The following is a 19,387-nucleotide window of genomic DNA, read 5'->3' as shown; positions in this document are numbered from 1 at the left end:
AGGCAAACTGAAACAGCTTTTCCGATACCTCGCGCGTGATCCTCAGGGTCTCGCGCGCCTCATTCTCTTCCACCTCTCCGGTGCCTTGCGTGTAAAACAACCCTTCTGTGCTTTCACGGATGAGGACGAAATCGATCTCTTTGCCGTCTGGTATAGTGAGTGGTGAGAGCGCCGCGGCATGCACGCGCACAGGGCGCACGCCGGCAAAGAGATCAAGCCGCTTGCGAATATCAATCTGAGGGGAAATTTCGGTGCCATCGGGATAGCGGATGTCCGGCAACCCCATGGCCGACAGCAAGATCGCCGACGCCCGGCGCGCCACCTCCATGGAATGATCAGGAAAGGATTCACCGCTTTCGGCATAATGTGCCGCCCCTGCAGGCACGATGGAAAACGTCAGGTCATAGCCCAAGGACGCCGACGACAGTTTGCTCAGAATATCAAGCGTCGGGCGCATGATTTCCGGGCCAATCCCATCTCCTTCAAAAACCGCAATCTCGAAGTTTTGCATATGTCCCCCGATCCGCCTGCCATCCTGACTGGCATGGCTTGGCATTGACAATGTATGCATTAAAAAATACGCAAGAGCCAGCAGAAAATCTTCGCCACGTCTACCGGAGCCAACACCATGTTTGCCGTTACCGTCACCTTTGAGATCAAACCGGAAAACGTGGACAGATTTCTCGCGCTCGTGCAGGAAAACGCACAAACTTCCCTAAGGGACGAGCCGGGATGCCAGCTTTTCGATATCTGCCATACCCCCGGCGAAACAACTGTCTTTCTCTATGAGATATATGACAGCAAGGCGGCCTTCGACGCGCACCTCGCCTCTCAGCACTTCAAAACCTTTGATGCCGCCACCGCGCAAATGGTAGACAGCAAAGACGCGCGGTTGTTTGAAAAGGTCATCAGATGAAGGAATGGGAGGTCTTTGCGGTCAAATACGCCGACCGCAACGCACGCACACGCGCCGACAGCTTTATCTTCGATGACAACCACGACGCGCCGCACGCCATGGACTACTTCATCTGGGTCCTGCGCCACGACAGTCGTGTGATCATTGTAGACACCGGCTATGACGAGGCCGAAGGCAACGCGCGCGGCCGTCCCATCCGGATGTCTCCGACAGAGGCTCTGGCCCCTCTGGACATCGACCCCAAGGCCGTTACGGATATCATCGTCACGCATCTGCACTATGACCACGCAGGCGGGCTGCATCTTTTCCCAAACGCACAAATCCACCTGCAAGCGGCGGAAATGGAATATGCCACGGGTCCCTGCATGTGCCACGACACCCTGCGTATGCCCTTCACCACCGGCCATGTTTGCGAGACAATCCACCGGCTGTACAATGGCAAGGTCAGTTTCTATCGCGGCGATCACCAATTGGAAGACGGCCTCAGCCTGCACCTGATCGGCGGCCACTCTCGCGGGTTACAGGCGGTGCGTGTGCACACCTCCGCAGGCTGGATGGTGCTGGCCTCGGACGCGTCTCATTTCTATGAAAACGTGTTGAAATCCAAACCCTTCCCCATCGTTGTGGATGTGGAGGACATGCTAAGCGGTTACAACACACTCAAACGTCTTGCAGGCCGGCCAGAACTTATCATTCCGGGCCATGACCCGCTTGTGCGAGACCTGTTTGAACTCGGCCCGGCGGATCACATCACCCGCCTCGACCGCGGCCCGATCAAGGATGTTCCCCTGTGAAGATCGGCGTCATCGCAGACGACTTCACCGGTGCCTCCGACATTGCGCTTACCCTCGCCGAAGGTGGGATGCGCACAGCGCAGTTCATCGGCGTGCCCGATGCGCCTGCCCCGGTTGGGATTGAGGCTGGCGTGGTGGCCCTGAAAACCCGAACCTGCCCGGTCGATCAGGCAGTGGAAACATCTCGCGCCGCCTGTGACTGGCTCACGGATCAGGGCGCCACCCAGATCATCTTCAAGGTCTGCTCCACCTTCGACAGCACCGATACCGGCAATATCGGCCCCGTGCTGGACGCGCTTGCCGAGCGGCTGAACACCCCTCGCACGATCACCTGCCCCGCCTTTCCGGAAAACGGGCGCAGTGTCTATCAGGGGCATCTTTTTGTGAACGATACGCTTTTGAATGAAAGCGGGATGCAAGATCATCCGCTCACCCCGATGCGGGATGCAGACCTGCGCCGTGTCCTTGCGCGCCAAAGCCAGCGCGAGATTGGCCATGTCCCTGCTTTGATCGTGATGCAAGGGGCTGAGGCCATCAAGGCGGCACTTTCCGAAAAAGGTCACATCATCGTCGATGCCATCCGCGATGATGATCTCATGGAAATCGGCATGGCCGTGCAGGATGAAGTCCTCCTTTGTGGCGGGTCCGGCATTGCCATGGGTCTGCCCGCCAATTTCGGGGCCGGCCCCGGTACGCCAGACTGGCAAGCGATCACAGGTCCCGGCGCAGTTCTTTCGGGGTCATGCAGCATCGCCACGCGCGCGCAAGTCACCCGTCTCAAAGCCAAGGCACCTCACAGAGAAATCACAGCGGAAGACGTGCTCGACCATGGCCTCTCAGCAACCGACCTTGCCGAATGGGTACTGGCCCAACCCAGCGCGCCGCTGATCTATTCCTCTGCCGATCCAGAGATCGTTCGTGCCGCTCAAGACAAATACGGCCAGGACACCGTGGCCCAGGCCATTGAGGCGCTTTTCTCAGACCTCGCGAAAACCCTGGTCGCAAACGGCCTATCACGTCTTGTGGTGGCAGGCGGCGAAACCTCGGGCGCAGTGGTGTCGGGGTTGAAAGCGAATGTGCTCCAAATCGGCCCGCGCCTTGCCCCCGGCGTACCCGCCCTGCGCCTAGAGCAGGACCGCCCCATTGCATTGGCCCTCAAGTCCGGCAATTTTGGCGATGAGGATTTCTTTGCCAGCGCGCTGGCTCGAATGGAAGGCAACCCATGAGCGAAGAGGCCAAACTGCGCGAAGAGATTTGCGCCATTGCCAAGTCGATGTTTGACCGCGGCCTGACCTGTGGCGCCTCCGGCAACATCTCGGCACGGCTCTCCGATGGTACGCTTCTTATGACGCCCACAGGCAGTTCCATGGGGTTTCTCGACCCGGCGCGGATCAGCCATTTGGACGAGACCATGACGCATCTCTCCGGCGATCCGCCCACCAAGGAAATCCCGCTGCATGCTGCATTCTACGAGACCCGCACCGGCACCGGCGCCGTGGTGCATTTGCACTCTACCCATTCCGTCGCGCTCTCGGTGCTGCCAGACACCGACCCAGACGACGTGCTGCCGCGCCTCACACCTTATTCCCTGATGCGCCTGGGCCGGGTGAAGCTCCTGCCCTTTTTCCTGCCCGGCGATGCCGCCATGGGTGACGCGGTACGTGGTCTCGCAGGCAAACGCGCCGCCGTGCTTTTGGCCAATCACGGCCCGGTGGTGGCAGGCAAAGACCTCTGGGCGGCGGTCTATGCGATGGAAGAACTGGAAGAGACGGCGAAGCTGGCGCTGTTGACCCGTGGGGCAAACCCGAGGCTGTTGCAGGATGCTGAGGTACAAGCGTTGGCGGCGAAGTTTGATTTGGATGTGTGAATAACTGGTGCCACAATCCGGAGAGTTCCAGTTGGATGCCCAAACTGGAAACACTTTGTCTCCGCCGCAGAATGCAGCAATTCCTACAAACCTCCCTTATATCAACTTTAGGATGAAAGATTTTTCGCAAACTTCGTCGTCATATCCGGGTTCTGATGCTTGTGCCGCGCAAATTCTAGAGCTGGCCGAAGCTTACTATGACGCAGCCAATGCCTTGTTCGACACAGCAAAAAAGAACGGGCCGCTGTCTTACGCACCCGCCCGTCTTTGTTCAATTCACGCGATTGAATTGTTTCTAAACGCTTTTTTGAGAAACAGAGGAGAAAGTGCAGAGAGTATCCGAGCTAGGATGCACAACCTCGCGGATGAGGAATTCGTAACAAAACTGATCTTGAAAAAGAAAACAGCCAAGCACCTTCAAGAAATGACCAAGCGTCGCGAATACTTGATTTCAAGATATGCACCGGAACGTGCTTCACAGCACACGGAACTCAACAGACTGACAGCAACGTTGGAAGAAGTCAGGGCCAAGACCAACAAATATCTGGCCCAAGCTTAAACCAAAAAGTTGGCGTAGAAATAATCCTATAACTGTTCAGGTTTCCGCCCGCGCCTTCAACCCCGCCGCCCGCATTTCGCTCAGGGATTGCCGCGGTGTCAGCGCCTCGGGTGACACGTTCAAATCCAAAACAGCCCCAGTTTCCGATGCCAGCGCCCGATCAAACGCAGCCGCGAAATCCTCCGTTCTCTCAACCCGCTCGGCATAAAACCCATATGCCCGCGCCAAGGCCGAGAAATCCGGGTTCACCATCGTCGTGCCTGACACCCGCTCGGGGAAATGCCGCTCCTGATGGGCGCGGATCGTGCCGTAGATGCCGTTGTTGACAATGAGCACAATGGGCTGTGCTCCCGCCTGTGCCGCAGAGGCCAGCTCCTGGCAATTCATCTGGAAATCGCCGTCGCCGGCGAAACAGACCACGCACCGCTCCGGGTGCACGACCTTTGCCGCAATCGCGGCTGGCAGGCCATATCCCATGGCCCCCGATTGTGGTGCAAGCAGTTTGGCCTTGGCCCCAAATTGCAGGAATTTGTTGGGCCACACGGCAAAGTTTCCCGCCCCATTGGTCACAATCGCATCCTGAGGCAAAACGCGGCGCAAATGTGCGGACACCTGCCCCATATCCACCGGCGACGGCAGGTCAGGCAGCTCCAGACTGCCCTCATAGGCCGCACGCGCCTCTGCGCGCCATGCCGCCCAGGCACCGCGCACGGGGCGCAACGCGTCGGCAAAGGCGTTCGGTCCTGCAACCATCCCCAAACGCGGCGCATATATCTTGCCAATCTCCGCCGCATCAGGATGCACATGGATCACCGTCTGACGCGGCTCGGGCACATCGAAAAGCGTATAGGCATCGGTGGTCATCTCGCCAAAGCGGATGTTCACGGCCAACACCACATCCGCGCGGCGGATAAGGTCTTTGACATGTGGCGGCATGCCCACCCCGGCCTCTCCGGCATAGCAGGCGGAGTGATTGTCAAACTGATCCTGATAGCGAAAGGCCGCCACCACGGGGATGTCAGAGGCCTCAGCAAAGGCTTGAAGATTTGTGCGGCCTTCTGCCGTCCAGTTGCACCCGCCTGTGATCACCAAAGGGCGCTCTGCGGCCTCCAGTATCACGCGTGCCTGGGCCAATCCGTCTGATGTCGGCGCAGGCTCGGCTATCTCAAACGGCCCGCTCAGCGGAGACACCTCAGTGAGCGAGGTCAGCATGTCCTCAGGCAGCGCGATCACCACCGGCCCGGGCCGCCCGGACAGCGCCACGGACCACGCCCTTGAGAGGATTTCTGGAATGCGCTCTACCCGGTCAATCTCAACCGCCCATTTGGCCATCGTGCCAAAGACCGCGCGGTAGTCTACCTCTTGGAAGGCCTCGCGGCCCTTCTGATCGGTGCCCACCTGCCCCACAAAAAGAAGCATCGGCGCGCTGTCCTGTCGGGCGGTGTGCACGCCGATTGAGGCATTCGTCGCCCCCGGCCCGCGTGTCACCAGACAAATGCCCGGGCTGCCCGTGAGCTTGCCATAAGCCGCCGCCATAAACGCGGCCCCGCCTTCGTTGCGGCACAGCACGAAATCAAGCTGACCGGCTGTGTCATAAAGCGCATCCAGAACTGCCAGGTAGCTCTCTCCCGGCACACCAAAACTCTTGCTCGCGCCTAAAGCCACCAGGCTTTCGACCAGAAGCTGACCTCCGTTGCGCATGACCACGGTCCTCAAAGTGACAGTTGCGGCACCCTAAACCGGGGCGAACGCGATCTTCAACCGCCGTTTCGCTGCGGCCATTCTTTGGGCCGTGTCCTCTCCAGCTCAGGCGGGATCGAAATGTACTCGTCTGCATCCCCGGGTGGCAGGTTGAACGGCCCGCTGTCCCAATCGGCGGCATTCCAGGCCTCTTTGGCTTCCTCGATCCGATCCCTGGATGACGATACGAAATTCCACCAGATATAGCGCGCCTCATTGAGTGTTTCACCGCCCAGCGCCATCAGCCGCGCGCCCTGTGCACCAGCCTTCACGCTGATCTTGTCACCGGGTCGAAACACCATCATGCGCCCGGCCTCAAACACGTCTCCTGCCACCTCGATGCTGCCTTGGGTGACATAGATGCCGCGGTCCTCATGATCATCCGGCAGAGGAAACTGCGCACCAGCGGCCAGCGTGACATCGGCATAGAAAATCTCGGACTGCATGGTCACAGGACTGGCCGCGCCCCAGCCCGTGCCAAGGATTAGCTTCGCCTCGGCCCCGCCGTCGGATATCTCCGGTAGCGCCTCTTGTTTGTGATGCTCGAAATCCGGGGCCATATCCTCGCGGTCCTCGGGCAAGGCGACCCAGGTCTGGATGCCAAAGAGCTTGTGACACGTTGCGCGTGTCTCATCACTGGTGCGCTCAGAATGCGTCACCCCACGCCCGGCCAACATCCAGTTGACCTCACCGGGGTAGATCATCTGATGCGTGCCCAAACTGTCGCGATGCTCAAACTCGCCCTGATAGAGATAGGTCACCGTGCCCAGCCCGATATGCGGATGCGGGCGCACATCAATGCCCCCGTCGGTGATGAACTCCGCCGGACCCATCTGGTCAAAGAAGATAAAGGGCCCGACCATCTGCCGCTTGGGGCTCGGCAAGGCGCGACGCACCTCAAACCCACCCAGATCACGGGCACGCGGGATGATCAGCGTCTCAAGCTGTCCGCTATTCGGACAATCAGGCGAATGTGTCGGGTTCCAGCTCATGCGGTGATCCTTTCATCTGTGATGTCGGGCAGGCCTGCCTCGATCTTGTCCCGCAGCGGCTCATAGCGCGTGGGCAATTTCAGGGCCTGACCCAGGTTGGCGGTATCCTCATCCCGATCAAAGCCCGGCTCATTGGTGGCGACCTCGAACAAGACGCCGCCCGGCGTGCGGAAATAAATGGCCCAGAAATAGTCTCGGTCAATCACCGGGGTGACCTGATAGCCCGTGTGGAGAAGCCTGTCCCGCACGGCGAGTTGCGCGGCGCGGTCTTCCACGGCAAAGGCGATGTGATGGACAGAGCCTGCGCCCTGATCCGCGGGGTTCGCACCGGGCAATTCTTGTAGGTCAATCGTGTCGGCGGCATTGCCTCCCTCGATGACAAACCGGGTCAGGTCGCCTTCAGTTCCGACCTTTTGATACCCCATGAAGCTCAACAACTCTGCTGTCGCCGCACTTTCCTGCAACGCGAACCGCGCGCCATGAAAACCAAGGATACCGACATCCTCGGGCACATCCGCTCCGGTCCAGGGGGTGCGCCCACGCGGATCGGTTTCCACCAGAGCAAAGCCGTCCCCATCCGGGCCGTCAAAGCTCAGACGGGTCTCACCGAAGGCTGTGCTCTCTTCCAGCCCGATCACCTCTGCCGCAGCGAGCCGTTTGGACCAATAGGGCAACGCCCCATGCGGGACGGCGAATTCCGTCACGCCGACCTCGCCCACACCGCGCCGTCCCCGTGGCATCGCGCCAAAGGGAAAGGTCGTCATGACCGAGCCGGGCGTGCCGGTCTCATCACCGAAATAGAGGTGATAGACCTCCGGCGCGTCGAAATTGACGGTCTTCTTGATCCGCCGCAGGCCAAGGATTTGCGTGAAGAACGCGTTGTTGCGATTGGCGTCACCCGCCATCGACGTGACGTGATGCAGGCCTTTGATCTCTTTGATCATGATGTCCTCCCGAAAGGGGTCATGTGTTTGGAGAACAGGTAAAGCGTTTTAGTGGATAGGTATAGACGCACAGATATAGGGGTTTTGTGCGGATGCGCACATGTCGTAGGGTGGGGTTTCACCCCACGATGTGCGAAGCCTGAAAAGGCGGGGAAAACCCCGCCCTACGTCACTTAATGTGTCATATGTAGGGTGGGCATTCTGCCCACCATCGCGGGAGCTACCCTTTCGCCCTGTTCCGCTCCAGCTGCATATCCACCGTCGCCACGGTGGCCTCCACTTCGGGATGGCTCATCCCGGCACTCTTGGAGATCTGCTGTACTAGCCGGTCCACCCGTTCGATCTGCGTGGCCCCTGCCGCGATGGCGCGGGCCGCAGACGACGGTTTCAACAAATTCTGCGCCGCATTGGCGTATTTCTCAAACGGCACCATGTCGGCGGCATCCGCCCCAAGGCTTTCGGCCAGTTTCACCACATAGGCATAGACATCCGCCGACATCTCCGGGTCGCTATGCACCGCGTCCTTGATCGCGCGCGGCTCGCCGTCGGTGATGCAGCGGTAATTGCCAGTGAGCAGCATGGACCACTTGGCCAACGGCACAAAAAGCGAGTCGAACGCCTTGAGCTTCACCGGCACATCCTTGCCCTCAATCGTCACACCCGCAATGTCGGCCTCCAGCGTATCAAGGATTGCGTTATGCCCCGCATCGGGAAAGCGCGCGGCCTTGAAATTAGTTGGCAGGCCAACATGCAGCACGTTGGCCTTTTCCTCTGGTGGACGGAAGGCCTGCGGGTCGGGGCTGCAGAGCGTGACAAGATCGGGGTTGAACCCGTCCCAAACCTCTGGATCGGCAAAGGCAGCTGTGAGGTCCGCGTCCTTCAGTTGTGGAATGCGCTTCAGATACGGCAGGGGTGGCATGTTCATGATCGACAGGCACGGCTTGCCAGAGGCCGCCACGCGGCCCATCAGCTCTTTGAGCACGGGCGTGCTATATTGCGGCTCCTGCATCGCGAGACCAATCATGTCATAGGCGTTGGGATCTGCATTTTCGGGCGTCACCGCACCCACCTTGCCGGCCAAGTCCTTGGAAAAGATTGAGCGGTGATCCTCTTCGCCTTTGAGCTTGATGCGCACCTCGGTGCCTTCCGAATTGATCAGCGCCGCCGTCGCCTCGCGGCAGACAAGGTCCACATCATGACCGGCCATCGCCATTTTGGTGCCAAGCAAAGAACCATAAGAGGCTCCGAGGATCAGAATTTTATAGGCCATGTGAGGTCCCCTGATTGTGCTGTGCCGCGTCTTTTGAGACGACGGCATGTGGTGAAAAACTTGTATCTCTGTGCCGCATGTGGTCACAAGCAGCAAAGCGATCAGGGAGGATGCGATGCTGCCAGAGACCATGAAAACGGTGGAGATGACCGAGCCAGGCGGCCCGGAGGTTCTTACGCTCGGGACGCGCCCGCTGCCCGAGCCGCGCGCCGGTGAAGTTCTGGTTAAGGTCACTGCGGCGGGCGTGAACGGCCCGGACCTGGTGCAGCGGCGCGGGCATTACCCGCCGCCCAAGGGCGCATCTGACTTGCTCGGCCTTGAGGTCTCGGGCCAGGTTGTGGGCGTCGGCGCAGATGTGACCAGCTGGTCTGAAGGCGACGCGATCTGCGGGCTGACGAATGGTGGTGGTTACGCCGAATTTGTGGCGGTAGACGCCTCGCACTGCCTGCCCCTGCCTGACAGCATGGATGCGGTGGATGCGGCAGGGCTCTGCGAGACGTATTTTACTGTCTGGAGCAATCTCTTTCTCGATCAGAACATCGCTGAGGGCAGTGTCCTTTTGGTGCATGGTGGCGCGGGCGGCATTGGGTCCACCGCCATTCAGCTTGGCGGCGCCAAGGGCATGCGGGTGTTCACAACCTGCACGGGCGACGAGGACATGGCCTATGTCACGGGCCTTGGCGCGGAACGGGCGATTGATTTCAAGACGGAGGATTTCGTGTCCATCCTGCGCGAAGCGGGTGGCGCGAACCTCATCCTTGATATCATCGGCGGCGACTATGTGGCGCGCAACGTCAAGGCGGCGCATGCGGATGCGCGTATTGTGCAGCTGGCCTTCAACGCGGGCTCGCGGATGGAAATTGACCTTATGCCGATTATGCTCAAGCGCCTGACCTATACCGGCTCGACCCTGCGCTCGCGTCCTGAGGCGTTCAAGACGCGTGTGGCCGCCGATTTGCGCAAACATGTCTGGCCGCTTCTGAGCAAGGGCGAGATTGGCACACATACCCATCAGGTCTTTCCCTTTAGCCAGGCCGCTGAGGCGCATCGCATGATGGAAGCGGCACAGCATCGTGGGAAAATCCTGTTGACGCCATAAGCCCAGCGCGGATGGAAAATTGCGATTTTCCAGATTGGAATTTTGCAAAATTCCAATCCCTCATGTGCCCGCCCCCGCTTTGCGTTTGCGCATGTATTTCAAGACCAGCGGATAGGACATCAGCGCAAAGGCAAGGATCAGACAAGTCAGAGATATGGGCCTTTCAAAGAAGGTCATCACATCCCCCTGGCTGCCGATCAGGGATTGCCGCATCGACCGTTCCGCCAATGGCCCCAGAACGATAGCCAGCACGGCAGGTGCCACCGGGTAGTTGAGCTTGCGCAACAAATACCCTGCAATCCCGATGAGAAGCATGATCCAGGTGTCAAACATCCGGTCCGTGGTGGCATAAACCCCCAGCACACAGAGTACGAAGATGATCGGCGTCAGGATACTGAACGGCATGGCCAGCACGCGGATGAAAAGCGGGATCATTGCGATGTTGAGCAGCACCGTGACAAAGTTCGCCACATACATCGACCCAATGAGACCCCACACGAAATCTGGACTTTCGGTAAAGAGCAGCGGCCCGGGGCGCAGCCCCCAGATGACCATGCCACCCAGAAGGATCGCCGTGGTAGGTGAGCCCGGAATGCCCAGCGTGATCATCGGCAGCATCGAGCCGGTAGACGCCGCGTTATTGGCGGCCTCTGGTGCTGCCACACCCGCGATATTGCCCTTGCCATAGCTGTCGGGATCTTTGGAGAAAGTCTTGGACAACCCGTAGGACATCAGAGACGCCGGTGTGGCCCCGGCTGCGGGCAATGTGCCCACGAAAAAGCCCAGGAACGAGCCCAGCCAAGTGGAATTGATGTAGTGCTTGATGTCTCCGAAATTGGCCTGGATCCGGGCCCAGGTCACTTTGACCTTATGCATCGCGATCTGGCCGTTGGTGCTTTCCAACGTCCAGAGCATCTCGCCGATGCCGTAAATCCCAATGGCCAGCACCAGAAAGCCGATGCCACGCTGGAACTCGACCATGTCAAAGAAGATGAGCCTCGGCTGACCCGAGATGATGTCAAAGCCCACGGCGGCAAGAACGAGCCCGAGTAGGATGGAAAAGATCGTTTTGGGGATGTCATCCCCGCCAAGGCCAATGAAAGTGGCAAAGGCCAACACCATAAGCGCAAACTCTTCCTGCGGTCCGAATTTGAGGGCGAAAGCCGCCAGCGGTGGTGCGAAAAGCGTGAAAAGAATGACCGACACCGTGCCGCCGATAAATGACGCCACAGCAGCAGCCATGAGCGCCTTGTCCGCCTTGCCCTGTTGCGCCATGGGCCGCCCGTCAAAGACCGTGGCCACAGCCGTAGAGGCCCCAGGTATGCCAAGCGTAATCGAACTGATCGCGCCGCCATACATAGCGCCGTAATAGAGAGCGGCCAGAAAGATGATGGCAGCGGTGGGGGGCACCAGAAACGTGATCGGCAAGAGGATCGCCACGCCATTGACCGACCCAAGCCCCGGCATACAGCCGACAAAGAGCCCCGCCAGACATCCGGCGAAAATCATGAAGAGGTTGAGCGGCTCAAACGCTTGCAGAAGACCCGCACCGAGGGATGTAAAGATAATGTCCATCTCGCCGCTCCCTCAATAGAACCATTCGTAGCGCAGGTTATCGATCACAAGGAACCCTTCCTCAAAGATCGGCCAGCCTTTGGGCAGGTATTTGGTCAGCGCCACCTCAAAGAGCAGGTAGACAAAGACCGGCGTGCCGATGACCAGAGCGGTCGTCATGGCCCAGCCATGCCGCCCGATGATCCGCACGTAAAAGAACATGAAGAGCACCAGCGCCAGATACGTGCCAATGATGGTCATCAGCAGCAAAAACGCAAACAGGGCGACGACTGAGACGCCCACGATGAATATCGTTTCCTGCGAAATGTAGGGATCGGTTGAGCGCGATTCCGGCGTCGCCCCCATGAACCACCGCAGGATTGTCGCAAGCGAGGCCAGCGCCATGCCAAGTGACAGCCAGAAGGGCCACATGCCAGCCCCCGGTCCCCGCCCCTCGACCCAGCCGATGGTCAGACCATCCAGATAGACATTGAGCATCAACCCAAGCGACACCAGCAAGGTCGCAATCCCCATCAAGAGTTCAGCCGTCCGAACCGTCATTCCGTGCTCCGTTCAAAGAAGATCTATCTGCATGAAAGACCACATGACCACACCAGATGGCAGGCCTCTCGCCTTTCAGAATGTCGAGGAAAACAAGGCTCGCCGAAGCGAGCCTTGTACCGGCGTCTTTATTCGCCTGTGATCGCATCTGCGCCGACCTGTTCGATCAGCTTCACATGCGCATCTTTCTGCGTGGCGTGGAAGTTGGCCAGATCATCGCCCTTCATCATCGCCTCACAGGTCAGACCATCAGAGGTGCAGAAATCCTGCCACTCCTGGCTGTCAAAGAGTTCCTGGAAGAGGTTCGTGTACCATTCCACCGCTTCGGGATCCATGCCCGGAGGGCCGTTGACCGAGCGCTGCATGTAATACTCAATGTCCACGCCCAGCTCTTTGGCCGTTGGTGTGTCCGGGAAGGCCGCCATGCGCTCACCAGTGAACTGCACCAGAGGCTTGGAATTGCCCGCGCGGAAGAACTCCATCTGCTCAGAGGGGTTGTTCACGGTTGAATCAATCTGATTGCCCACCAGGTTCTTGGCCACGGTGCCACCACCCGGGAACGGGATATAGGTCACGTCATATTCAAACGCCGCTTCCATCATTGCGGTCAGAACGCTGTCTTCCTGACCCGAGCCCGTGCCGCCCACTTTCCAGTCGAGCCCCGCCGCTTTCACCGTCTCGACATAGCTGTCCAGATCCGTGATGTCCTCGCGGTCGGTGTTGACCCACAAAAGGAACGTGTCCATCGCCATAAGGCCAATGGGTGTGAATTGCGTCACGTCGACCCCAAGGTCTTCTTGGATGATCGGTGTGGTGTAAAAACTGTTGAGGGTCATCATCACGGTGTGATTGTCACCCGCCTTGTCCTGCATGTAGCGCAGCGCCTCGGCACCAGACCCACCCGGCTTGTTGATCGGAATAAACGGACGTGGGCTGAGATCTTTTTTCTCGATCAGACCCTGCAACAGACGTGCAATCTGGTCCGCACCACCGCCTGTGCCGGCCATGATGATAAATTCAACCGGCTTGCGCGGTTGCCATTCCGCCAGGGCTGCCGGAGCCGTCAAAGCAAGTGCAGCGGCACTTGCCGTTAGTGTTTTCAATAGCGTCATTCGACGTCCTCCCTATTCATTTGACCCTGCGGGCCTAATTACGCTGCCAAAGCAACGTCAGCGCGGCATTGTATACCTTGGTATTTTTATTGCTTCATCAACGTGCTTAACGAAACAAAAATACCCGCCTGCCGCATAGTTAGCACATATTCCAGTAAGGCAAACTCTTAATGCGCCAAAACAATCGGAATTTCCGCAGCCTCGACTACGGTTTGCGTGTTCCCGCCAAAAATCGACTCGCGCTCATAGCTGTCGTGGTAAGCGCCCATGACCAAAAGGTCGCCGCCTTCTGATGCGCAATGGTCCAAGAGCTTGCGGCCGACATTGCCGTCTTTCTCAAAGCTGTTGATGCGCGCACTGACACCCCGGACATCCAGATAGTTAACCAATTCCTCTGCACTGGTCGCATGTGTGTCCTGCCCGGCCGTCAGGATCGTGACAGCCTCGGCCGCCTCAATAAGGGGCATCGCCATCGCCAGCGCGCGGGTGGCCTCCAGCGATCCGTTCCAGCCTATGCAGACATGCCGCCCCAAATCGGGTGCGACCGCTTCAACCTCTGGACACATCATCACAGGTCGTGCGGACGAAAATAGCGCAGATTTCAGTGTGTTATATCCCAAATTGGTGGATTTTTCGGGCTTGGGCACACAGATCAGATCCGCCAGCCGCCCGTAGTGCCGCACCGCATCGGCCTGCTTGCCAGTGTATTCCAGAAACGATGTATTTGCCTGACCCCGCGCCGGAAGTTGCACCGGCAAGCCAAATTTTTCGGCCAACGCTGTGAACTCGTCGCGCAGGGTTTCTTCGGTCACATCGGCCATGTTCCTGGACACGTCCTCCAATTGCTTGCGCAGGAAATTGGGGACAACCACGCCATAAGGCATCAGATCCTGCGCCGCCGGGCGGCAATGCACCACCTGCACATGCGCGCCAAAGCGTTTGGCAATCGCGGCGGCATGGGCAAAGACATTGTCGCCTTTGCCGTCACCGCGCACCGGCAATGTGATCTGATGCAATGCACAGGCCATATCCGGTTACTCCGCTGCCGTTTTCTGGGCCTCGCCAACGGCGCCGCTTTCGATGACGGCTTGCAGGGCCTCCCCCTCATAGCCCAGAACGTCGCGCAGGATCTCCACCGTATGCTCGCCCAGAAGCGGTGAACGCGTCACGTCCACCGGGCTGTCACTGAGCTTGATGGGACAGCCGACGCTCGCATAGGTCCCGCGCTCGGGGTGATCCACATCCACGATCGTGCCCGTCGCGCGCAGGCCCTCATCCTCGATAAGTTCCTTCGTTGACAGGATCGGTCCCACGGGGATGTTAAGCGGGTTGCAGATGTCCATCACCTCGAACTTCGTCTTGGTCATGGTCCATTCTTCGATTGCCCCAAAAATCTCGTTGAGTTTGTCGAGCCGTTCCGGCGGGGTGGCGTAACCTTCTGCTGTCTTCCACTCCGGCTTGCCGATCACATCGCAAATCGGCTCCCACACAGCGGCCTGCGTGATGAAATAAGTATAGGCGTTGGGGTCTGTCTCCCAGCCCTTGCATTTCAGAATGCGCCCCGGCTGACCACCGCCGCTGTCGTTACCCGCGCGCGGCGTCGCCTCGCCGAACGGGATGCCCTCGCCAAACTGGCTGTATTCCTTGAGTGGTCCCGCATCGAGCCTCTGTTGATCGCGCAACTTCACGCGACATAAGTTCAACACCCCGTCCTGCATCGGCGCCAGCACCTTTTGGCCCCGGCCAGTGCGCTCACGCTGGAAAAGTGCCGTCATGATGCCAAGGGCAAGGTGAAGCCCCGTGCCGCTGTCGCCGATCTGCGCCCCGGTCACAAGCGGCGGGCCGTCCAGAAAACCAGTGGTCGAGGCTGCCCCGCCCGCGCATTGCGCCACGTTCTCATAGACCTTGCAGTCCTCGTATTTGCCCGGCCCAAACCCCTTGACCGACGCCATGATGATGCGCGGGTTGATCTCTTGGATACGCTCCCAGCTGAACCCCATCCGGTCCAAGGCACCCGGCGCAAAGTTCTCGACCAGCACATCGCATTCCTCAATAAGACGTGTGAGAACTTCCTTGCCGGTCTCGTTCTTGGAATTGAGCTCAATCGACCGCTTGTTGTGGTTGAGCATGGTGAAATAAAGACTGTCCGCGCCCGGCACATCCACCAGCTGCTTTCGCGTGGCATCGCCCACACCAGGGCGTTCGACCTTGAGCACATCGGCCCCAAACCACGCCAGAAGCTGCGTGCAGGTCGGCCCTGATTGAACATGGGTGAAATCCAGAATTTTGATACCGTCCAACGCCTTCATCGGGCCTCTCCTTTGGAAATGTCAGTCTGTTCTGCCCCGCGCCAGAACTGGCGCACGTGATCATGCAATCGCATAGTGTGGTCGCGCACCCGATCCGCCGCAAGACCACCATCGCGCGCCTCCAGCGCCTCGATGATGCCCATGTGATCGACCACGGATTTGGACACGCGATCCTCCTCGCCCATCGCCCGGCGGCGCACGGCGTGCATATGCACAAAGAGCCCTTCCGCCATCACTCCAAGTAGCTTGCAATGGGAAATGTCCAGAATCCGCTGGTGAAAGCGAATGTTGTCATCGGAGTATTCTGCAATCTCAGCCCCGGCTTTTGTCAAAGAGTGCTTCGCGGCCATTTCGCGCAAGGACGCGATCTCATCGTCGGTTGCGGCCTCTGCCGCCAACCGGGCCGCCATGCTTTCCAGCGCGGCCCAGGCGACGATCATTTCGAGAATTTCAGTCAACGTCTTGCGCTGAACAAAAATGCCCCGACGGGGTTTGACCGCAAGAAGGCCCTCCTGTTCCAACCGGATCAGCACCTCGCGCAGAGGTGTGCGGGAGACACCCAACTGGTCTGCAAGACTGCGCTCATCAAGGCGCAGATCGGCATCTTCGGCATAGAGGTCCATGTCCCGAATGGCCGCGCGCATCCGCTCGTAGATGTGGTCCTTGAGCGTGACCGACGTATCTATGGGTTGCAGTTTCATGGGCGGCAGCAGAGACCTCTTTCGATTCTGCTATCTGGTATACCAGATGCCAGATCAGAGCAAGGCAAACACCAATGTTTGCCTGTTTTCTTCAAAGAAAACAGCTTGGCAAATTGCAATTTGCCACAATGGGATTTTCCAAAATTCCAGACCCGATTTCTTTTAAAGCCCCCGGAAACTAATAAAGTTTCCGGGGGCTCAGCTTATTGCGCTGCAACAACGCTTGCATCCGCCGCCTCAACCCGTACGGCGGAATATTTGAACTCGGGGATCTTGCCATAGGGGTCAACCGCCGGGTTGGTCAAAATGTTCGCCGCCGCCTCGACATAGGCAAAGGGCACAAAGACCATATCGGGCGCAATCGCACGATCCGCCCGCGCCATGATCTCAATCGAGCCGCGCTTGGTGGTGATCCGCACCATGCCGCCAGGCTCCACCCCAAGCTGGCGCAAAGTCGAGGGGTGCAGCGAACAGTTGGCCTCAGGCTCCACCGCATCCAGAACCGTGGCACGGCGCGTCATCGACCCGGTATGCCAATGCTCCAACTGCCGCCCGGTGGTCAGTACCATCGGGAAATCAGCATCCGGCAGGTCATCTGGCGGGATCACAGACGCAGGTGTGAAGCGTGCCCGCCCCTCTGGGCGTGGGAAGGCGTCGCCAAACACAACCGACTGGCCGGGGTCTTCTGGTGAGAGCGACGGGTAAGTGACTGCCTCGTTCTCAAGCCGCTCCCACGTGATGTTGTCGAGACTGCGCATATTCACCGCCATCTCGGCAAAGACCTCAGATGGGTGCGTGTACGTCCAAGGCAAACCGCAGCGCTTGGCCAGCTCCACCTCAATCCACCAATCCTCTCGTGCCTCACCCGGGGGCGGCACAGCCGGGCGCAGCATTTGTACGGTCCGGTTGGTGTTTGATACGGTCCCGGATTTCTCATAAAGCGCTGAGGCTGGCAGGATCACATCCGCATAGTTGGCTGTCTCGGTGATAAAGATGTCCTGCACCACCAAATGATCGAGCTTGGCCAGCGCATCACGCGCATGTTCCACATCCGGATCAGACATGGCCGGGTTTTCGCCCAGCACATACATCGCCTTGATGGCCCCGTCATGCACTGCATCCATGATCTCGGTCACGGTCAGGCCCTTCTCGTTGGAGAAGTCGCCAGTTTCCCAAACATCGGTAAAGGCAGACCGCACACCGTCATCCGTCACCGATTGGTAATCCGGCAGGAACATCGGAATAAGCCCGGCATCAGACGCCCCTTGCACGTTGTTCTGCCCGCGCAGCGGGTGCAGACCTGTGCCTGGACGGCCCACATGGCCACACATCAGTGCCAATGAGATCAGACAACGTGAGTTGTCCGTGCCGTGGATATGCTGACTGATCCCCATGCCCCAGAAAATCATGCCCGCCTTGGCGGTCGCAAAATCACGGGCGACCGCCCGCAAAGTCTCTGCCGGAATGCCGCAAAGCTCTTCCATCTTTTCAGGGGCGAATTGCGCCAGATGCTCTTTCTCAGCCTCCCAGTTTTCGGTGAAAGCCTCAATATATTGCTGATCGTAGAGCCCCTCTTCGACGATCACATGCATGATCGCGTTGAGCATGGAGACATCCGCACCGGGCTTGAACTGCAGCATATGCGTGGCAAACCGGCGCAAGCCGACGCCGCGCGGGTCCATCACGATGAGCTTGCCACCGCGTTTGGTAAACTGCTTGAAATAGGTCGCCGCAACAGGGTGGTTCTCAACCGGGTTGGCCCCGATGACAATCGCCACATCCGCGTCCTTGATGTCATTGAACCCAGCCGTTACCGCGCCAGAGCCGACATTCTCAATGAGAGCGGCCACAGAGGAGGCATGACACAGTCGCGTACAGTGGTCGACGTTGTTATGGCCAAAGCCCTGACGGATAAACTTCTGGAAAAGATACGCCTCTTCATTGGTGCATTTCGCACTGCCGAAGCCCGCCACCTCACGACCGCGTCCCTTCAGACCGCCCGCCGCGACATCCAGTGCTTCATCCCATGACGCTTCACGGAAGAAGTCCTGCCAGTTATCCGGGTTCACGTTGAGCCCCTTGGCCGGCGCATCCTCACGCCGGATCAGAGGTTTGGTGAGACGGTGCTGGTGGTGGATATAGTCATATCCGAACCGGCCTTTGACACAGAGACGCCCCTCATTGGCGGGCCCATTGATGCCCTCGACATATTTGATCTTGCCGTCCTTGACCTTCATGCTGATCTGACACCCCACACCGCAGAAGGCACAGACGCTTTTGACCTCGTGGTCATAGTCCTTGCTGTCCCCGACCTGCGCATCATCCACCACTGAGGCTGGCATCAGCGCGCCGGTTGGGCAGGCCTGCACACATTCGCCACAAGCCACGCAGGTGCTGTCGCCCATCGGGTCGGCCTGATCAAACACCGGATAGGCATCATGCCCGCGCCCCGCCATGCCAATCACGTCATTGACCTGCACTTCACGGCAGGCGCGCACGCAAAGGCCACACTGAATGCAGGCATCAAGGTTCACACTCATCGCGACATGGCTGTCATCCAGCAGTGGAATGCGGTCTTTCTCAAGCTTGGGCAAACGGCTTTGCGCAACACCGTTCATGTCTGCCATATCCCACAGGTGGCTCGATTGATCATGCGCTTCCGCGCGCTCTGGCTGGTCGGTGACCAGCATCTCAACCACCATCTTGCGCGCTGTTTCAGCCCGGGTGGAATTGGTGGTGACGACCATCCCATCCGCCGCTTCGCGAATGCAGGAAGCCACCAGCGTGCGCTCGCCCTCCACCTCAACCATGCAGGCCCGGCAGTTGCCATCGGGGCGATAGCCCGGCGCGGGTTTGTGGCAGAGATGCGGGATCACGAGACCCCGACCATGCGCCACTTCCCAAATGGTGAGCCCCTTCTCGGCGGTGATTTCCTTACCATCCAGTGTGAATTTGACTGTATCGCTCAT

17 protein-coding genes and 1 pseudogene are annotated in these 19,387 nt (G+C 59.0%); 6 read left to right on the top strand and 12 right to left on the bottom strand.

All coding sequences use genetic code 11. The annotated features are described in order from the left end of the window. Positions 1–40: 40 nt before the first annotated feature. A pseudogene (locus tag RZS32_RS13505) lies at positions 41–457 on the bottom strand (isocitrate/isopropylmalate family dehydrogenase); the annotation flags it as partial. A gap of 171 nt (positions 458–628) precedes the next feature. On the opposite strand from RZS32_RS13505, the gene RZS32_RS13500 reads away from it, so the two are divergent. The 5 genes from RZS32_RS13500 to RZS32_RS13480 are packed head-to-tail and all read left to right on the top strand — an operon-like array spanning position 629 to position 4,136. Beyond that, on the top strand, positions 629–916 hold the full coding sequence (locus tag RZS32_RS13500) for a putative quinol monooxygenase (protein WP_317057495.1): 288 nt from the start codon (positions 629–631) through the stop codon (positions 914–916). After that, positions 913–1,710: an N-acyl homoserine lactonase family protein gene (locus RZS32_RS13495; RefSeq protein WP_317057494.1), complete on the top strand. Its 798-nt coding sequence runs from the start codon at positions 913–915 to the stop codon at positions 1,708–1,710. Before RZS32_RS13500 ends, RZS32_RS13495 begins: the two co-directional genes overlap by 4 nt. Next, positions 1,707–2,936: a 3-oxo-tetronate kinase gene (gene otnK / locus RZS32_RS13490; protein WP_317057493.1), complete on the top strand. Its 1,230-nt coding sequence runs from the start codon at positions 1,707–1,709 to the stop codon at positions 2,934–2,936. The genes RZS32_RS13495 and otnK overlap by 4 nt, the downstream gene beginning before the upstream one ends. Then, positions 2,933–3,577, top strand: coding sequence for a 3-oxo-tetronate 4-phosphate decarboxylase (otnC, locus tag RZS32_RS13485; protein WP_317057492.1), 645 nt, complete (start codon positions 2,933–2,935; stop codon positions 3,575–3,577). The genes otnK and otnC overlap by 4 nt, the downstream gene beginning before the upstream one ends. A gap of 31 nt (positions 3,578–3,608) precedes the next feature. Further along, the gene (locus RZS32_RS13480; protein ID WP_317057491.1) at positions 3,609–4,136 is read left to right on the top strand and encodes a hypothetical protein; all 528 of its coding nucleotides are present in this window, start codon (positions 3,609–3,611) and stop codon (positions 4,134–4,136) included. A 36-nt stretch (positions 4,137–4,172) separates the two neighbouring features. On the opposite strand, the gene RZS32_RS13475 is transcribed toward RZS32_RS13480, so the two are convergent. From RZS32_RS13475 to RZS32_RS13460, 4 genes are all read right to left on the bottom strand, one after another. Beyond that, on the bottom strand, positions 4,173–5,837 hold the full coding sequence (locus RZS32_RS13475; protein WP_317057490.1) for a thiamine pyrophosphate-binding protein: 1,665 nt from the start codon (positions 5,835–5,837) through the stop codon (positions 4,173–4,175). A 56-nt stretch (positions 5,838–5,893) separates the two neighbouring features. Beyond that, positions 5,894–6,868 carry a pirin family protein gene (locus RZS32_RS13470; protein ID WP_317057489.1) on the bottom strand — a complete coding sequence of 325 codons (975 nt, stop codon included), beginning with the start codon at positions 6,866–6,868 and terminating at the stop codon, positions 5,894–5,896. Beyond that, on the bottom strand, positions 6,865–7,812 hold the full coding sequence (locus RZS32_RS13465) for a ring-cleaving dioxygenase (protein WP_317057488.1): 948 nt from the start codon (positions 7,810–7,812) through the stop codon (positions 6,865–6,867). The genes RZS32_RS13470 and RZS32_RS13465 overlap by 4 nt, the downstream gene beginning before the upstream one ends. A 220-nt stretch (positions 7,813–8,032) precedes the next feature. Then, positions 8,033–9,082, bottom strand: coding sequence for a ketopantoate reductase family protein (locus RZS32_RS13460; protein WP_317057487.1), 1,050 nt, complete (start codon positions 9,080–9,082; stop codon positions 8,033–8,035). A 115-nt stretch (positions 9,083–9,197) separates the two neighbouring features. On the opposite strand from RZS32_RS13460, the gene RZS32_RS13455 reads away from it, so the two are divergent. After that, on the top strand, positions 9,198–10,181 hold the full coding sequence (locus RZS32_RS13455; RefSeq protein ID WP_317057486.1) for an NAD(P)H-quinone oxidoreductase: 984 nt from the start codon (positions 9,198–9,200) through the stop codon (positions 10,179–10,181). A 60-nt stretch (positions 10,182–10,241) separates the two neighbouring features. On the opposite strand, the gene RZS32_RS13450 is transcribed toward RZS32_RS13455, so the two are convergent. From RZS32_RS13450 to fdhF, 7 genes are all read right to left on the bottom strand, one after another. Beyond that, a complete protein-coding gene (locus RZS32_RS13450) occupies positions 10,242–11,756 on the bottom strand; it encodes a tripartite tricarboxylate transporter permease (RefSeq protein ID WP_317057485.1) in 1,515 nt (504 codons plus the stop codon). A gap of 12 nt (positions 11,757–11,768) precedes the next feature. Beyond that, entirely contained in the window at positions 11,769–12,296 is a 528-nt protein-coding gene (locus RZS32_RS13445; RefSeq protein ID WP_317057484.1) for a tripartite tricarboxylate transporter TctB family protein, read from the bottom strand. 128 nt (positions 12,297–12,424) lie between these two features. After that, positions 12,425–13,408, bottom strand: a complete 984-nt coding sequence (locus RZS32_RS13440; protein WP_317057483.1) for a Bug family tripartite tricarboxylate transporter substrate binding protein — start codon at positions 13,406–13,408, stop codon at positions 12,425–12,427. Between the two features lie 167 nt (positions 13,409–13,575). After that, positions 13,576–14,436 carry a universal stress protein gene (locus RZS32_RS13435; protein ID WP_317057482.1) on the bottom strand — a complete coding sequence of 287 codons (861 nt, stop codon included), beginning with the start codon at positions 14,434–14,436 and terminating at the stop codon, positions 13,576–13,578. Between the two features lie 6 nt (positions 14,437–14,442). Beyond that, a complete protein-coding gene (gene frc / locus RZS32_RS13430) occupies positions 14,443–15,717 on the bottom strand; it encodes a formyl-CoA transferase (RefSeq protein WP_317057481.1) in 1,275 nt (424 codons plus the stop codon). After that, positions 15,714–16,418, bottom strand: a complete 705-nt coding sequence (locus RZS32_RS13425) for a GntR family transcriptional regulator (protein ID WP_317057480.1) — start codon at positions 16,416–16,418, stop codon at positions 15,714–15,716. Before RZS32_RS13425 ends, frc begins: the two co-directional genes overlap by 4 nt. A gap of 203 nt (positions 16,419–16,621) precedes the next feature. Next, positions 16,622–19,387, bottom strand: coding sequence for a formate dehydrogenase subunit alpha (gene fdhF / locus RZS32_RS13420; protein WP_317057479.1), 2,766 nt, complete (start codon positions 19,385–19,387; stop codon positions 16,622–16,624).

It is taken from the genome of Roseovarius sp. W115 (assembly GCF_032842945.2).
GTDB lineage: Bacteria > Pseudomonadota > Alphaproteobacteria > Rhodobacterales > Rhodobacteraceae > Roseovarius > Roseovarius rhodophyticola.
This window is presented reverse-complemented; position numbering and strand designations above follow the sequence as displayed.

Coding starts and splice junctions, on each gene's coding strand:
- RZS32_RS13440 (WP_317057483.1), bottom strand. CDS start 13,408: ATGACGCTATTGAAAACACTAACGGCAAGTGCCGCTGCACTTGCTTTG.
- RZS32_RS13425 (WP_317057480.1), bottom strand. CDS start 16,418: ATGAAACTGCAACCCATAGATACGTCGGTCACGCTCAAGGACCACATC.
- RZS32_RS13495 (WP_317057494.1), top strand. CDS start 913: ATGAAGGAATGGGAGGTCTTTGCGGTCAAATACGCCGACCGCAACGCA.
- RZS32_RS13435 (WP_317057482.1), bottom strand. CDS start 14,436: ATGGCCTGTGCATTGCATCAGATCACATTGCCGGTGCGCGGTGACGGC.
- frc (WP_317057481.1), bottom strand. CDS start 15,717: ATGAAGGCGTTGGACGGTATCAAAATTCTGGATTTCACCCATGTTCAA.
- RZS32_RS13470 (WP_317057489.1), bottom strand. CDS start 6,868: ATGAGCTGGAACCCGACACATTCGCCTGATTGTCCGAATAGCGGACAG.
- RZS32_RS13475 (WP_317057490.1), bottom strand. CDS start 5,837: ATGCGCAACGGAGGTCAGCTTCTGGTCGAAAGCCTGGTGGCTTTAGGC.
- otnC (WP_317057492.1), top strand. CDS start 2,933: ATGAGCGAAGAGGCCAAACTGCGCGAAGAGATTTGCGCCATTGCCAAG.
- RZS32_RS13460 (WP_317057487.1), bottom strand. CDS start 9,082: ATGGCCTATAAAATTCTGATCCTCGGAGCCTCTTATGGTTCTTTGCTT.
- RZS32_RS13500 (WP_317057495.1), top strand. CDS start 629: ATGTTTGCCGTTACCGTCACCTTTGAGATCAAACCGGAAAACGTGGAC.
- fdhF (WP_317057479.1), bottom strand. CDS start 19,387: ATGAGCGATACAGTCAAATTCACACTGGATGGTAAGGAAATCACCGCC.
- RZS32_RS13465 (WP_317057488.1), bottom strand. CDS start 7,812: ATGATCAAAGAGATCAAAGGCCTGCATCACGTCACGTCGATGGCGGGT.
- RZS32_RS13450 (WP_317057485.1), bottom strand. CDS start 11,756: ATGGACATTATCTTTACATCCCTCGGTGCGGGTCTTCTGCAAGCGTTT.
- RZS32_RS13445 (WP_317057484.1), bottom strand. CDS start 12,296: ATGACGGTTCGGACGGCTGAACTCTTGATGGGGATTGCGACCTTGCTG.
- RZS32_RS13455 (WP_317057486.1), top strand. CDS start 9,198: ATGCTGCCAGAGACCATGAAAACGGTGGAGATGACCGAGCCAGGCGGC.